The organism is Pseudomonas sp. LBUM1653, assembly GCF_059716115.1.
The window spans coordinates 3,740,939-3,756,376 of sequence record NZ_CP166803.1 but is presented as its reverse complement, the minus strand read 5'-3'; the positions used below and the strand labels follow the sequence as shown (position 1 = coordinate 3,756,376).

Sequence of the window (15,438 nt, the reverse complement as noted above, 5' to 3'; positions counted from 1 at the left end):
CGACCTCTTCGCGAGCAGGCTCGCTCCCACAGAAGGCGAGAGCAGGGTTCGGGTTACTGGGGATACCCCGCGCGCTTCATCTCGCGTTCGATGGTTGACTGGGCCGCAGCCAGTGCCTGGTCGACCGTGGTCTGGCCAATCAGCGCCGCCGAAAACGATTTGCCAACCTGGGTGCCAATGCCCTGGAACTCCGGGATGGTCACCAGCTGAATGCCGATATAGGGCACCGGTTTGAGCGTCGGCTTGCTCGGGTCCGCCGCCTTGAGCGATTCCAGCGTGACTTTGGCAAACGGCGCAGCGCTCATGTAAGCCTCGCTGTAAGTCGAGGCCCGGGTGCCTGGCGGCACGTTGGCAATGCCGTATTTTTCCGCGACCAATGCACCGTATTCCCTGGAGGTCGCCCAGGCGCTGAAGGTCTTCGCCGCCTCCTTGGCCTTGGAGCTGGTGGGGATCGCCAGGGCCCAGGAATACAACCAGGCCGAGCCTTTATCGGTGACCTCATGGGGCGCGTAGGTGAAACCGACGTGATCGCTGACCTTGCTCTGGGTCTTGTCGGTGACGAACGAGCCGGCGACGCTGGCATCGACCCAGATCGCGCATTTGCCGCTGTTGAACAGCGCCAGGTTTTCGTTGAAGCCGTTGCTCGACGCCCCCGGTGGGCCGGATTTTTTCATGGTGTCGACGTAGAAGTTCAACGCGTTTTTCCATTCGGGGCCGTTGAATTCCGGTCTCCACTGCTCATCGAACCAGCGTGCGCCATAGGCGTTGGCCACGGTGGTGACCAGCGCCATGTTCTCGCCCCAGCCAGCCTTGCCGCGCAGGCAGATACCGTACTGTTCTTTATCCTTGTTGGTGAGTTTGCTGGCGAATTCGGCGATCTGGGTCCAGGTCGGGCGCTCGGGCATGCTCAGGCCGGCGTCCTTGAACAGGTCGGTACGGTAATAGGTGATGGAGCTTTCGGCGTAGAAGGGCAAGGCATACAGCGACCCCTTGACTGACAGGCCTTCACGCACCGAGGGGAAGACATCGTCGAGGGCGTAGCTGGCCGGCAAGTCCTTCATCGGCTCCAGCCAGCCCTTGGCGCCCCACAGTGCTGCTTCGTACATGCCGATGGTCAGCACGTCGAACTGTCCACCTTGCGTGGCGATGTCAGTGGTCAGGCGCTGACGCAGGACGTTTTCTTCAAGCACCACCCAGTTGAGCTTGATGTCCGGATGCTCGGTCTCGAAGGTTTTCGAGAGCTTTTGCATGCGAATCATGTCGCTGTTGTTGACGGTGGCAATCGTCAGGGTCTGGGCGCCAAGACTGACGCTGCTGAGGGTCATGCAGGTGAGGGCAAGCAAAGCTTTTACAGAAGGTTGCATCGTGCACTCCTTTTCTGCACCCGGTGGGCCACAGAAGGACAGTTATTGTTTTTGTGTCTTCCGACGGCTGGAAGAATGTGCGCTGATTACAGCCTTCAATTGAGGGCGAGACAAATCATCCATCGCACTTGGATTGATACTATTTTGCACTTGACTTTGGAGTGATGAACGTAGAGAAGGGCTTTTCAGCGAGAGAGCGGTATCGAATACGTACAGGTTTTTTAGCGGCTCACCGGTCTTGTAGGAGCATGGCTTGCCCGCGATGGCGATCTTGCGGGCGCCATCGCGAGCAAGCTTTGCTCCTACAGAAGGGGGTTGGGGTTAACCCAGGTTTTGCTCGGTCAACCGCTGCACCACCAACCGCCGGTAATGCGAAGGCGTCATGCCCTTGAGCTGCTGAAAACGCCGGTTGAAGTTGGAGATATTGTTGAAGCCTGACTCGAAGCACACATCCGTGACCGGTTTGTCGCCATCCGCCAGTAGCTCGCAGGACTTGCTGATGCGCAGGCGATTGACGAACTCGATGAAGCAGCGCCCGGTGGCCTGCTTGAACACGCGGCTGAAGTAGGTCGGCTTCATACCCAGATGCTCGGCGACCTCCTCCAGCGGCAACTCGCGGGCATAGTGGGCGAAGATGTAATCCACTGCGCGGTTGGTGCGATCGATGTTGTGCTCGTCGGCCAGTTGCGGCGTCGTTGCGCCGGACAGCAACTGGTAATCATCGGAGGCCGCCAGCAACTCCAGCAGAATGAAAAAATGCCCGAGGCGGGTCACGCCTTGGGTGTCGGCGATGCGCTGCATCAGGTCCATGGCCTTGCCGATCGTGTGCTTGCAGCGAAACTCGATGCCGTACTGCGCTCGTTCCAACAGCGGCGCCAGGCTCTTGAGCTCGGCAAATACCTGATAGCCGCTGTCGAACAGCTCGTCCGTGAAGTTGACCAGCATGTCGCGCTTGGGCACCACTTCATCTTCGGCCACCTGGCTGATCCAGTTGTGGGGCAGGTTGGGGCCAGTGAGAAACAGGCTTTGCGGATAGAAATTGCCGATGTAGTCGCCAATGAACACCTTGCCTGAACTGGCGACGATCAGGTGCAGCTCGTATTCCTTGTGAAAATGCCAGCGCACCAGGGGGCAGGGGAATCCGTGCTGGCGATAGATGATGGACAACCCGTTATGGTCGTCCATCAGCTCATAGGAAGGATCGGTAACGCGGGTGGATCGGCTCATGTCGGGACGCTTTTATTGTTATCGCACGTCGATCATGCCTCTTTCACGGGCGAATAGGCCAGCGTGTTACGTGCTGGTCCTTGATCTTCTGCCGACAGTTCTCGTCTGGCATCAGTTCGCACTGGAATCAGCCTTGATGACGTTGGCGATTCGGCAATGCTTTACCAGTCTCGACGTTTCGAAAAAGTCCACGTTGATAATGCTGCACTTATATATCCAGTCGTTGTTCGCAGGGTCAAACCATTGATCGAGGGTTTCACTGATGTTCACCGGACCTGCCGCAATATGATAACTGGTCGCGGAAAGAGACCATGGCATCAAACCCTGGGGTGGGTGCTTCATGACCTCGGTGATATGAGCATCCAGCTCGGCGATACTCGTGGTATCGATGCCACTCCATTTATGGGCGATTGATCGGCAGAAGTAATTCGAGTCGAGGTGCGGGTGGCGCTCGGCGGCCACGAGGACCCGCTGCGCATGACTGGCCTGCTTGAGTTGTCCGAGGGGCAGGTCAGCGTTGCGTGAAGGGATGATCAGGTCGCCCAAATGGGTCACTATCATCCTGTTGAACTCCCGGTAGTCAAACCCCTTGTCACCCCACTCCAACTGGTGAAAGTCGAGAACAATGAATTCGTCGGGGTTTTCCTGAAGAAAGCGGATGACCGCGGTGATCAGGTTTTCCAGGGATCGAGAGGACCGGATAAAGTTGTGCAGGCACCAGAACGTGCCGACGCCATTGCCGGCAATTTCATACTCCAGCCGGACATCCAGTGCCCGCGCACCCTGAGACAGTTGATAATAAAAGCTGTTGTTTTGACACGCTGCCCAATGACTGATTCCGGGTGCTATATAAGAGGCTTTCTTGTCCACGCCGGCATTGTGGGCACCCGGAAGTATCAGGGCGGCAAGGGGGCGGGAATCAATCAAAGGCGTGTGGCTCATCCAGTTGCTGAGCGTGATGTCATCAGGGTCGCCATCGAAGTAGCGAAGATCGTTATTGGTTATGCCCTTCATATTGCATCCTTGCTTGGAGTAATAAATAGCAGTAGATTAAATCGTTCAAACGGATCTGAACAACTTCCCCGCTACTTATAACCACGTTCAGGATTTCAACCAACTAAGGCTTGATGCAAAAAATGTCTTTTGCTGCAGTTATCGATTGTCCTGTCAGCTAACTGCTGTATGACGATTCTTGGCTTCAATCCATTGAGCCATGTATTGGGTACTTTTGTGTTGATGATGACGCAGCATACTGCCGGTAAAGTTGTCTCTTCTGATCGAAGTCAGGTGCTGGCGGCAATGCTCGAGTCGTGCAATCAGTGCCGGACCATGAACCTGTGGTTGATAACGACTCGCCAGCAGGTCCAGGCCCATTGCCTGGGCATCGAGCCATTGCGCCTTGTCCTGATAGAGCTGCACGGCGCAATCGGCAAAGGACCTGGCTGTGCGGGTGATCGCTCCCGGCCATGGTTCGTGTGCGTGCATGGCTTCTGCGCCGACGGGCGTGGTGACATTGGGCGTGCCACAGAGCATTGCATCGACAATTTTGCCTTTGATGCCCGCGCCAAAGCGCAACGGTGCCATGCACACTCGTGCAGCTGACATCACTTGCAAGGCGTCCTGCGCCCAATTCATCACATGAAACCCCTGTGCCGCGTTATGCAGCGCGGTCGCCTTGGGCGGTGTATAGGCGCCGTAAATGTGCAGTTGAGCCGTGGGTAATTGCTGGCGAATCATTGGCCAGATAGTGCTTTTCAACCAGAGCACCGCATCCCAGTTTGGGGCATGGCGAAAATTGCCGATGTGCAGAAAGTGCGCCCGGTCTTCGAACGGCGTCAGCGCATGGGGGGGCAAATCCACCATCAACGGGCACCAATGCAGCAGGCTGCGCGGCAGCTTGAAGTGCTCGACCAGCAACTCGATCTCCACTTCGGAGATCATCAGGTTCAAGTCGCAGCGATAGATCGCGGCGATTTCCCGCTTGGCCAGATCGGTATCGGCCATGAACTCAAACTCCTCACGCAACGCCGGCGCGAACAGCTCGTTGAAGTCATTGTCGTCGTCACTGGCCTTCAAACGATCCTTGAGCCGTTGATGGCGGGCGTGGCGCAGGCTTTGCAAATCCTGGGTCCCGAGCACGCGCAAGGCATTCGGGCAGTGCTTTTCAACCCGCCAGCCGAACTGCTCTTCCATCATGAATTGTTCGAACAGCACGATATCCGGGGCCAGTTCGCTGATGAACGTATCGAAACTGCTGTTGTTCAGCTCGATCGGTACTTCACGAATGCCCAGCACCGTCAGGTCTTCCTGGTGCTCACCAGCCCCGGCGGGGCTGCTGAAGGTGACGTCCCAGCCCTGCTGCAAGAAAGCACCGAGCAGTTGCATCACATACCCACCGGCCGCAGAAGAGCGGGGCTCGGGCCAGACGTAACCAATGACCAGGACTTTGGTTGCGCGGGGCTGATTCATGAACGGAATTCCTTGGAGCGGGCACTGGAAAGGGGTAAAAAAGGGCGCTATTAAACCATAGTGGATAGTCGTCTCGCGCCCGGCATCGCCTTCGCTATGCAATGTGCACCAGCAAGCAGTGAGTCAAGCAAACCTGCGCTCTACACCACCTGCCGGATGAAAGACAAAGCCCTTAGACATCTGCGTTTTGGAAGTTCACAACTTTTGGCCCCCGAGGTTCGAAGCCATCGAGCTCTAACATGTACCAATCAACGCCTCTTTTAAAGAGCAACATTTCGCTCGCGTTTGAAAGTTCGCCAATGTCCTGTAAACGAGCCGGGACAACGCCAGGGCACTTCACGGATTTGGCTGCATTAAGCGTGTCAAATGTTCCGCTCAAGGCTCGGAGCTGACCAGAAGCCTTGTTGCATGTTTTGTATCCTTGCCCGGTCAGGAGCAGGGCGCCGCCCTTGGTGATTTTGGCCCCCTTTTTTACCAGGCACGGAACACCGTCCAGGGGGTTCACCAGGCCGCACGCAAAACTGGCGCTGAACGTGACCAGTTTCAGGGATTTGTTCAACAGGCTCGTTGACTTCAGCGCAATACTTGCAAATTTCGGCACAGCACCAGCGATAGCACCTATCATTGAAAGGCCATCCAATGCGCAACCGACAACACCTGAGGCCTCACGATCGGGATCACCTGAGGTCAAATCCTCGATACAACTCTTGAAAGGTATGATCAAGTTAAGCAAGATTTCGAGATTCTCTTCTCGATTCTTCCGCACGGCCTCGATGGCGGTCACGCCAAAACCGACAGGATATAGCTCCTCACGAGTAGCCGGTGGGCAGTATTCAAGTACCTTTTTAACGATATCTGCGGTGCGCTGGAAATAAAATGTATTCAGTTGTCCGAGTGGGGTCTGGTCGGCGCGACTGTTTGCAGGCAACTCCCATACCTTTTCAACTACAACCATAGACCTCGTTCCTTTGACTGGCGCAGAACCGTTCAAATAGGCGTCGAGATCGATGGGCCATTCCCTGTGCTTAGTTGTCCACTGCTTTTCATTTGTGTCGTTTGTGGATCTAGGATACTCAAAGTGAGTGGTGCACCAAGTATTGTCAAGATCAATATCCATGCGCCTGATTAACTCGGCGCGCAGTGTAAAAAACTCAAAATAATAGGGTGTGCCTTTGTATTCGGCGCGGATAAGCACTCCGAAGCGCCCCCTGTACTTGTTACGAAATCTTTGGGTTTCTTTGGTTGATAAAGCTTGTTTGCGGACGGTGTAAAATTCCACAGAGCCAAATATCAGTGCGGTTCGATCAATCGGATCTGCTTTGGAAATTGCGAGTTTTAAAGTGCTTAAAAAACCGAGGTTGAGCTGTTTAAAATACTCATCGAAGCATTTGCCGTAGAGCTCTATCGGGTTTTTCAAGTTTTGCAGGCTGGATTGAGCCTGTTCTGTGTAGAGTGGGTCGTTGTTTCTGGTGGAGAATATTAATGGTGAAATATTTTTTTTCTTTGTGCCTTCAGAAAGGAAGTCTCCAGACATGAATAAGTCGCAAATCGAATATTTTTCATTGAGGTGATTATAACCATATGCGTTATGCTGGTAGTACTTTTTGGTAAGATCTACATCGCCTGGCATGACGCGTTCAAGTTCCCTCATTGCCACCTCTTGGCGCGTTGGAAGAGGCGTGCTCAACGCATCACTGCACTGTTGCAATGCTTCGGTGTACTCGATGTAGCGAGCGTTGGCAGCGGTGTAGTCATCGACCGAATATTCGCCTGAAACATCATAGGGTATTACGCCGTTCATAGCGCCCCAGTTCAGGAGGGGCTCCATCACGGCAAGCCCGAACAGCTGTTCAAGTTCTTCAGTGAACGGTTCAATGTCGGCGTAAGCAATGACTTGCTCATAGGTCATCAAGCGCGAAGATCCCGCCGCAATGGCTTCGAGCTTGGCGACGGTAAATGTCAGCGTCACCCAGCCTGGCGAACCTACTGTCAAGGTCTGCGGCAGATTTTGAACGAGAAACTCGGGGGCTGCGGTGGCCAGGTAGATATGCGCTACCAGCGGTGCTGTCAGGGCATCGATGTATTTTTTCTGCACCAGATGTGTTTCCACATCGAGCAGAATCTCGGAAACTGGTCGCTCTGCATTCTTGGGGTTGTACAACTCGTAGCCCAGTACTTGTCTTTTGTGTGCATCGAGCCCGGTGTTTGGATGAATATCCAGCAACATGGCTGACATGAGAAGTTGCTGAAGGTCACCTTGAAAGGCTGACTGGCCCGGGATTGAGCCATACCATCCCAAGGCTTGCAGGTAGCCATTTGCCCAGATGCGGGCAATTGAGCTATTTGTCAGATGGACTATTTGCTTGTGTGGGGATGCTCTCAAGCTGGCAACAGTTACTGTGCCAAGAGTACTCTCACGCAAATGATTGATGAGTTTGCCATTCAACTTTCCAAACTGACGTGTTATGTTCTTGATCTCATTTCTTTGCTGAGTAGTCAGGGCGTTCGGGCTATGTTCTGGATTTGCAAGTAATTCGCCGTAGTTAGCGGTTGCGGGAGTCTTGGGGAATTCAAGCTTGAGAAGGCGGGCGAGGTATTTCAATTGGTTTGAGGTGTTAGGGGTCGGGTGGCCATAAAATCCCAGCCACTGCTCAACATTGCTTTCACTGATCCCAAGTTTTCTTGTGAGCGAGCTGTTCGGTGTGGTCGAGAACGTCAGGCTGGAAAGTTTTAATTCTTGAGGGCGTTGCAATGTGGTCGCCAGCCAGTGTTCGATTTTTGCAATGACGGATTGTTTTTCCGTGTTGTTTGCGAGCAGGACGTTTTGAGTGTCCGCTTTTAACGTGTTCAGGTCACTGTCGGAAGCAAGTATGGTGCTCATTGAAAATCCTTTTTAAATGAGAGATTTTTGGGTTGGTCAGGCGCTAAGTTACTGTTGTAGTAGTACGATTGGCCAGGGATTATATTCTACGTATTGTTTCTTGCTCATGTAGGCTGTCTGTCCATAACAGCCGCTACAACAGCGTTCGCCCTGATTGAAAATTTGCGCAGCCCTGAATTGCAGTGCATCCAAGTCGCGTTGCATCAGCTTTCAGCGAAGTATGCCCTTGACCTTGTCCCGCAACTGATCGATGGAAAACGGTTTGCCAATAAGATGCATGCCTTCGGGCACATCGATGTTTTCGGCATAACCACTGGCGAACAGGATCGGAAGGGCAGGACGCAGGTTGCGCGCTACAATGGCCAGTTCCCGGCCGTCCATGCCCGGCAGACCGACATCGGTCATCATCAGGTCAATGTGCAGGTCCTGGTCCCGGATCAACTCCAGCGCCTGCTCGCTGCCATCGGCCTCAAGGACCTTGAACTCCAGCTCCTCCAACACGTCGACAATCAACATGCGCACGATGCTATCGTCTTCGACGACCAGGAGGGTGGGGGCGTTGGCAGTCATGATGGCGCTCTCAGAGAAGGGTGGGTGGGTTTTTCGGCCGATCAGAATCGCCGGCTCTCTTGCATGAGTAAGTGACGGGTCCCGACAAGTTCCCGATACGCTATAAAAAGAATGGCGGCACGCGTATGGGCAAAGGATAACCGCTGCTTTGACGCGGCAGCAGTCGAATGTGCATTTTGCGGCCAGACCCGTGAGAAAATTGGATCAGTGCGTCAGTTTTGGGGCAAACTCCTTGGTTTTCACCCGTTCAACAAGGCTTAACTATGACCTCTGAGTCTTCGGTTGATGAGCAACGATTCCGTAAGCTCCTGAGCCGCAACATCAGCCTGCCGCTGGGCGTCGGTGCCATCAGTGCGGTTTTCTTCGTGTCGCTGATCACTTATCTGCTGTCGACGATCCAGTGGGTGGAGCACACCGACCGGGTGATCAATAACGCCAATGAGGCGGTCAAACTGACGGTCGACCTGGAAACCGGCATGCGCGGTTATCTGCTCACCAGCGACGATAAATTTCTCGAGCCCTACGAAACGGCCAAGCCACGCATCCAGGTCGTGCTCAGAACCTTGCTTGAATTGACCGCCGACAACCCAGTCCAGACCGACCGCTTGCACAGGCTGGAGTCCTTGCAGCAGGAGTGGGCCGGTTACGCGCAATCGATGATCGAACTGCAGCGCAGCAACGGTGATTACCGTGGGGTGGTCAAGGCCGGCAAAGGCAAGCGCCTGACCGATGAAATCCGCAAGCAGTACGAAGACGTGATCGACATGGAGCAGCAGTTGCGCGCCACGCGTAACGAGGAAGTGCGCCGTACCACGATCTGGAGCATCACCCTTTATCTGTTGTTCATTGCCGGTATCAGCGGGTTGCTGGCGTACATCGGCCGCCGCGATCTGATCAATCTGTCGCAAAGCTACGCCACGACCCTGGCGGCGCAACAGGCCAGTGCCCAGCGGCTGGAGCAACAGGCCTGGCTGCGCAATGGCCAGACCCAACTGGCCGAACAGGTGTTGGGGCAGCTATCGCTCAACTTGCTGGGGCGCAACATTCTTCAGTTCTGCGCGCAGTACCTGGGCAGTGCCGTGGCGGCCATTTATGTGCGCGAAGAACATGGCGGTCTGCGCCGCGTGGCGTCCTATGGGTTTTCCCGCGAGCAGCAGGAGCGTGAGCAGCAGATCTACAGTGACGAAGGCATTGTCGGCCAGGTGGCGCAACACGCCCGCCTGATTCGCCTGGACGAGGTGCCAAGCGACTATTTCAAGGTCAGTTCCGGTCTCGGTGAAGGTTTGCCGCGCAGCGTGCTGGTGGTGCCGACCAGCGACGACGAGCGGACCAATGGCGTCATCGAGCTGGGCTTCCTGCGCCCGCTGACCGACCGTGATATCGATTTGCTGGAACTCATCGCCGGCAATATCGGAACCTCCATCGAGGCGGCGCGTTATCGCCAGCGTTTGCAGGAGGTGCTGGCCGAAACCCAGCAACTCAACGAAGAGTTGCAGGTCCAGCAGGAAGAGCTCAAGACCGCCAACGAAGAGCTGGAAGAGCAGTCGCGGATTCTCAAGGAATCCCAGGCGCATCTGGAAACCCAGCAGGTCGAATTGGAACAAACTAACGAACAGCTCGCCGAACAGGCGCAGGTGCTGGCCGAACAACGCGATGCCATGGACCTGAAGAATACCGAGCTCAATCAGGCCCAGGCTCAGCTCGAAGAGCGCGCCGAAGAATTGCAGCGTTCGAGCAAGTACAAGTCCGAATTCCTCGCCAACATGTCCCACGAGCTACGCACGCCGTTGAACAGCTCGCTGATCCTGGCCAAGCTGTTGGCGGAAAACCCGCAGGAAAACCTGAGTGCCGAACAGGTCAAGTTCGCCGAATCGATTTACTCGGCCGGCAACGACTTGCTCAACCTGATCAACGACATTCTCGATATTTCCAAGGTCGAAGCCGGCAAACTGGAGATACGCCCGGAAAACACCAGTGTTGCGCGCCTGGTGGACGGCTTGCGCGGGATGTTCCAGCCCTTGGCTGCGGACAAGCAACTGGAGTTCCAGGTCGAGTTGCAGGACGGTGCGCCGACGATGATCTATACCGACCGCCAGCGTGTGGAGCAGGTCATCAAGAATCTGCTGTCCAATGCCGTGAAGTTCACCGAGAAAGGCCGTGTCAGCCTGACCGTGACCGCGGCGCCGAATCAGGGCATTGCCTTTATCGTCAGCGATTCGGGGATCGGTATTGCCGACGATCAACAGGAGAGCATTTTCGAAGCCTTTCGCCAGGCCGATGGCACCACCAATCGTCGTTACGGCGGGACGGGGCTGGGCCTGTCGATTTCCCGCGACCTTGCCGCGCTGCTTGGCGGCTCGATCAATGTGGCCAGCACGCCGGGGCAGGGCAGCGCGTTCAGCCTGATCCTGCCGCAGCAATACGTCGAACCGGGCGACGAACCCATCGAGCCGTTGCGCGCCTTGCCGGCCCTCACGGCCACCAGTGTCGCACCCGTCCCGACAGCGCCGTCGATGGTCGAGAACATTGCGCGTTTTAACGATGACCGTCTCAAGGCACCCTTCACCGTGCGTTGTATCCTGGTGGTAGAGGATGAGCCGAATTTTGCCCACATCCTCTATGACCTCGCCCATGAGCTGGGTTACCAGTGCCTGGTGGCCCATGGCGCCGACGAAGGCTATGACCTGGCCAGGCAATTCATTCCGGACGCCATCCTGCTCGACATGCGCCTGCCGGATCACTCCGGGCTGACTGTGCTGCAACGCCTGAAGGAACACGCCGAGACCCGGCATATTCCCGTGCATGTGATTTCGGTCGAAGACCGGGTCGAAGCGGCGATGCACATGGGGGCCATCGGTTATGCGGTCAAGCCGACCACCCGCGAAGAACTCAAGGACGTGTTCGCGCGCCTGGAAGCCAAGCTGACCCAGAAGGTCAAGCGCGTGTTGCTGGTCGAGGACGACGACTTGCAACGCGATAGCATTTCCCGGCTGATCGGCGATGAAGACATCGAGATCACCGCCGTCGGCCTGGCGCAGGACGCCCTGGCACTGCTGCGCACCACCGTGTTCGATTGCATGATCATCGACCTCAAGCTCCCGGACATGCTCGGCAACGACCTGCTCAAGCGCATGTCCACCGAAGACATCTGCTCGTTCCCGCCGGTGATTGTCTATACCGGGCGCAACCTGACCCGGGACGAAGAGGCCGAACTGCGCAAATATTCGCGCTCGATCATCATCAAGGGCGCGCGCTCACCCGAACGCCTGCTGGACGAAGTGACACTTTTTCTGCACAAAGTCGAATCGCGGTTGTCCCATGACCGGCAGAGGATGCTCAAGACCGCCCGCAGCCGCGACAAGGTGTTCGAGGGACGCAAGGTGCTGTTGGTGGACGACGATGTGCGCAACATTTTCGCCCTCACTAGTGCGTTGGAGCAAAAGGGCGCCGTCGTGATCATCGGCCGTAACGGTCGTGAAGCGATTGAGCGATTGAATGAATTCGAAGACATCGATCTGGTGTTGATGGACGTGATGATGCCGGAGATGGATGGTTTCCAAGCCACCACCTTGATCCGCAAGGAGCCGCGCTGGCGCAAACTGCCGATCATCGCGGTGACGGCCAAGGCCATGAAGGACGATCAGGAGCGCTGCCTGCAGGCCGGCGCCAACGATTACCTGGCCAAGCCCATCGACCTCGATCGCCTGTTCTCGCTGATTCGTGTGTGGTTACCGAAAATGGAACGCATTTAAGTGCAGAGCAATCATTCAGGGGAGCGAAGCAGCGAAATCGAATTGCGCTTGTTGATCGAGGCGATCTACCTCAAGTACAGCTACGATTTTCGCGATTACTCCGGCGCATCGATCAAGCGCCGGGTAGCGCACGCCTTAAGCCAATTTGAGTGCAACACCATCTCGGCGTTGCAGGAAAAGGTCCTGCACGACCCGACGGCGTTCATGCAGTTGCTGCAACTGCTGACGATTCCGGTCAGTGAAATGTTTCGCGACCCTTCGCACTTCCTGGCAATCCGCCGCGAGGTGGTGCCGTTGCTCAAGACCTACCCATCGATCAAGATCTGGATCGCCGGGTGCAGCACCGGTGAAGAAGTCTATTCGATGGCCATCCTGCTGCGCGAGGAAGGCCTGCTCGAGCGCACCATTATCTACGCTACCGACATCAATCCGCGTTCGCTGGAAAAAGCCAAGCAAGGGATTTTCTCCATGGAGAATGTCCGCGCCTACACTTCCAACTACCAGCAGGCCGGGGGCAAGTGCTCCTTCGCCGACTACTACACGGCGGCCTATGGGTACGCGATTTTCGACAAGTCGTTGTGTGAAAACGTCACCTTCGCCGATCACAGCCTGGCAACGGACAGCGTGTTCTCAGAAACTCAATTAATTTCATGTCGTAATGTATTGATTTACTTCAATAAAAAGCTTCAGGATCGCGCTTTCGGGTTGTTTCATGAGTCGCTTTGCCACCGCGGCTTCCTGGTGCTTGGCAGCAAGGAAACCCCGGATTTTTCAGCCTTCGGCAACCAGTTCGAGCCGTTGGTCAAACAGGAACGGATCTATCGCAAATCATGAACAGCGCAACGGGCTTACCTTCCATAGAAGCGATTGTGATCGGCGCATCGGCTGGCGGAGTAGAGGCGCTGCTCAACATCCTCGGTCCGCTGCGGGTGGGTTTCGTACTGCCGATCATCGTGGTCCTGCACCTGCCCGACGAGCGCCGCAGCCACCTGGCGGAAGTCTTCGCCCGGCGAGTGTCGCTGCCGGTCCTGGAGGCCAGGGACAAAACCCCGGTCGAAGCCGGAACCCTGTATTTCGCCACACCCGGGTATCACTTGTCGGTTGAACAGGACCGCAGCTTTTCCCTGAGCCTGGAAGACCGTGTGCATCATTCGCGGCCGGCCATCGACTATCTGTTCGAATCGGCCGCCGATGCCTACGGACCGACCCTGGCCGCGGTGTTGCTAACCGGTGCCAACCAGGATGGCGCGAAGGGCTTGTCCCAAGTCAAGCAGCGTGGCGGGCTGACCATCGTCCAGGACCCAGACGACGCCCAAGTCGCGACCATGCCCCAAGCGGCGCTGGATATCGTGCAACCCGATCACATACTCCCCATACGCGGCATCGGCCGTTTGCTAGTCGAGCTGGAAAGAATCGCATGCTAAGAAATATCCAGGCCAAACTGCTGATCGTCGATGATCTGCCAGAAAACCTATTGGCACTTGAAGCGCTGATCAAGCGTGAAGATCGCATCGTCTACAAGGCGCTGTCAGCCGACGAAGCCTTGTCGCTGTTGTTGCAACACGAATTCGCCATGGCCATCCTCGACGTGCAGATGCCGGGCATGAACGGTTTTGAACTGGCCGAGTTGATGCGAGGCACGGAAAAGACCAGGAGCATCCCGATCGTGTTCGTCAGTGCCGCCGGTCGCGAACTGAACTACGCGTTCAAGGGCTACGAAAGCGGCGCCGTCGATTTCCTGCACAAGCCCCTGGATATCCAGGCGGTCAAGAGCAAGGTCAATGTCTTCGTCGACCTCTATCGCCAGAGCAAGGCCATGAAGCAACAGGTCGAAGCGCTGGAGCAGAGCCGCCGGGAGCAGGAAGCGCTGCTCAAGCAGTTGCAGAGTACCCAGCTTGAGCTGGAGCAGGCGGTGCGCATGCGCGATGACTTCATGTCCATCGTTGCCCATGAAGTGCGCACGCCGCTTAACGGTCTGATTCTCGAAACCCAGTTGCGCAAGATGCATCTGGCTCGGGACAACGCCGCGGCGTTTACCCTCGACAAGATGCACGCCATGGTCGATCGCGACGAACGGCAGATCAAAAGCCTGATCCGCCTGATCGAAGACATGCTCGATGTGTCACGCATTCGTACCGGCAAGCTGTCGATCCGCCCCACACACTTTGATCTGGCGGCGCTGGCTCGCGGTTTGCTGCACAATTTCGCCCAGCAGATCGAAGCCGCCGAAGCGTCGGTCAGCCTGGAGGCCGAGCGCCCGGTGATGGGCGATTGGGATGAATTTCGTATTGAACAGGTGATTTCCAACCTGCTGACCAACGCCCTGCGTTATGGCGCCAAGAGCCCGATCACCCTGAAGGTGTACAGTGAGAACGGTGAAGCACGGGTGGAAGTCCGTGATTTCGGAATCGGCATCAGTGAAGAGAACCAGCAACGGATTTTCCAGCAATTCGAGCGCGTCTCGGCCAACCATGTTGCTGCCGGGCTGGGCTTGGGGTTGTTTATTTCCGAACAGATAGTCACCGCCCATGGCGGTACCATTACCGTCGAAAGCCGGATTGGCGAAGGCGCCCTGTTTCGCGTTTGTCTGCCGCTGTAGGAAAACAGCCAGATAAACGCAACCTCTGATCGACCCCAGGGTCGTATCAGCAGCTATTGACCGAACAAAGGCTTCCCATGAGTGAAGATGCACAAGATGTAGTCCTCGTCGTCGAGGACGATCCCTCAATCCTGATGGTGCTGTCGGCCTATCTGTCGGGGGAGGGTTACCGGGTCCTGCAAGCCGAAAACGGCGAGCAGGCCTTCGAGATCCTCGCCAGCAAACCACACCTGGACATGATGATCACCGACTTCCGCCTGCCCGGCGGGATCTCTGGCGTGCAGATCGCCGAGCCCGCGGTGAAACTGCGGCCCGAGCTCAAGGTGATTTTCATCAGTGGCTACGCCCAGGAAATCCGCGAGACGGACAGCCCGATTACACGTACGGCGCCGATTCTGGAGAAACCATTCGATCTGGACAGGTTGCAGGAACTGATGCAGGACATGCTCTCCTGACAGATGCGAATCATCCTGCATTGATGCTGGCCGGCACACCATCGCGAGCAAGCTCGCTCCCACATTGGGTGGGCGTCGTTACCTCTACCCTGTGGGAGCGAGCTTGCTCGCGATGGCGTCA

11 protein-coding genes are annotated in these 15,438 nt (G+C 56.2%); 5 read left to right on the top strand and 6 right to left on the bottom strand.

Going from position 1 to position 15,438, the window contains the following annotated elements; all coding sequences use genetic code 11:
• Positions 1-53: 53 nt before the first annotated feature.
• The 6 genes from ACA054_RS16800 to ACA054_RS16775 form a co-directional block, all read right to left on the bottom strand.
• Positions 54-1,364, bottom strand: coding sequence for an ABC transporter substrate-binding protein (locus ACA054_RS16800; protein WP_497685249.1), 1,311 nt, complete (start codon positions 1,362-1,364; stop codon positions 54-56).
• 321 nt (positions 1,365-1,685) lie between these two features.
• A complete protein-coding gene (locus ACA054_RS16795; protein ID WP_497685248.1) occupies positions 1,686-2,591 on the bottom strand; it encodes an AraC family transcriptional regulator in 906 nt (301 codons plus the stop codon).
• A 111-nt stretch (positions 2,592-2,702) separates the two neighbouring features.
• Positions 2,703-3,605, bottom strand: a complete 903-nt coding sequence (locus ACA054_RS16790; RefSeq protein ID WP_497685247.1) for a phosphatidylinositol-specific phospholipase C domain-containing protein — start codon at positions 3,603-3,605, stop codon at positions 2,703-2,705.
• Between the two features lie 153 nt (positions 3,606-3,758).
• Positions 3,759-5,060 (bottom strand): glycosyltransferase, encoded by a 1,302-nt coding sequence (locus tag ACA054_RS16785; RefSeq protein WP_497685246.1) that lies wholly within the window; start codon positions 5,058-5,060, stop codon positions 3,759-3,761.
• Positions 5,061-5,232: 172 nt separating this feature from the next.
• On the bottom strand, positions 5,233-7,941 hold the full coding sequence (locus ACA054_RS16780) for a hypothetical protein (RefSeq protein ID WP_497685245.1): 2,709 nt from the start codon (positions 7,939-7,941) through the stop codon (positions 5,233-5,235).
• Positions 7,942-8,151: 210 nt separating this feature from the next.
• A complete protein-coding gene (locus tag ACA054_RS16775) occupies positions 8,152-8,511 on the bottom strand; it encodes a response regulator (RefSeq protein WP_497685244.1) in 360 nt (119 codons plus the stop codon).
• A gap of 263 nt (positions 8,512-8,774) precedes the next feature.
• Between ACA054_RS16775 and ACA054_RS16770 the strand changes: the two genes are divergently transcribed.
• From ACA054_RS16770 to ACA054_RS16750, 5 genes are all read left to right on the top strand, one after another.
• Positions 8,775-12,263, top strand: coding sequence for a response regulator (locus ACA054_RS16770; RefSeq protein ID WP_497685243.1), 3,489 nt, complete (start codon positions 8,775-8,777; stop codon positions 12,261-12,263).
• Entirely contained in the window at positions 12,264-13,097 is an 834-nt protein-coding gene (locus tag ACA054_RS16765) for a CheR family methyltransferase (RefSeq protein WP_497685242.1), read from the top strand.
• Entirely contained in the window at positions 13,094-13,687 is a 594-nt protein-coding gene (locus tag ACA054_RS16760) for a chemotaxis protein CheB (RefSeq protein WP_497685241.1), read from the top strand. The genes ACA054_RS16765 and ACA054_RS16760 overlap by 4 nt, the downstream gene beginning before the upstream one ends.
• Positions 13,681-14,862, top strand: a complete 1,182-nt coding sequence (locus ACA054_RS16755; protein WP_497685240.1) for a hybrid sensor histidine kinase/response regulator — start codon at positions 13,681-13,683, stop codon at positions 14,860-14,862. Before ACA054_RS16760 ends, ACA054_RS16755 begins: the two co-directional genes overlap by 7 nt.
• A gap of 77 nt (positions 14,863-14,939) precedes the next feature.
• On the top strand, positions 14,940-15,317 hold the full coding sequence (locus ACA054_RS16750) for a response regulator (protein ID WP_497634943.1): 378 nt from the start codon (positions 14,940-14,942) through the stop codon (positions 15,315-15,317).
• The last annotated feature ends 121 nt before the right edge of the window (positions 15,318-15,438 follow it).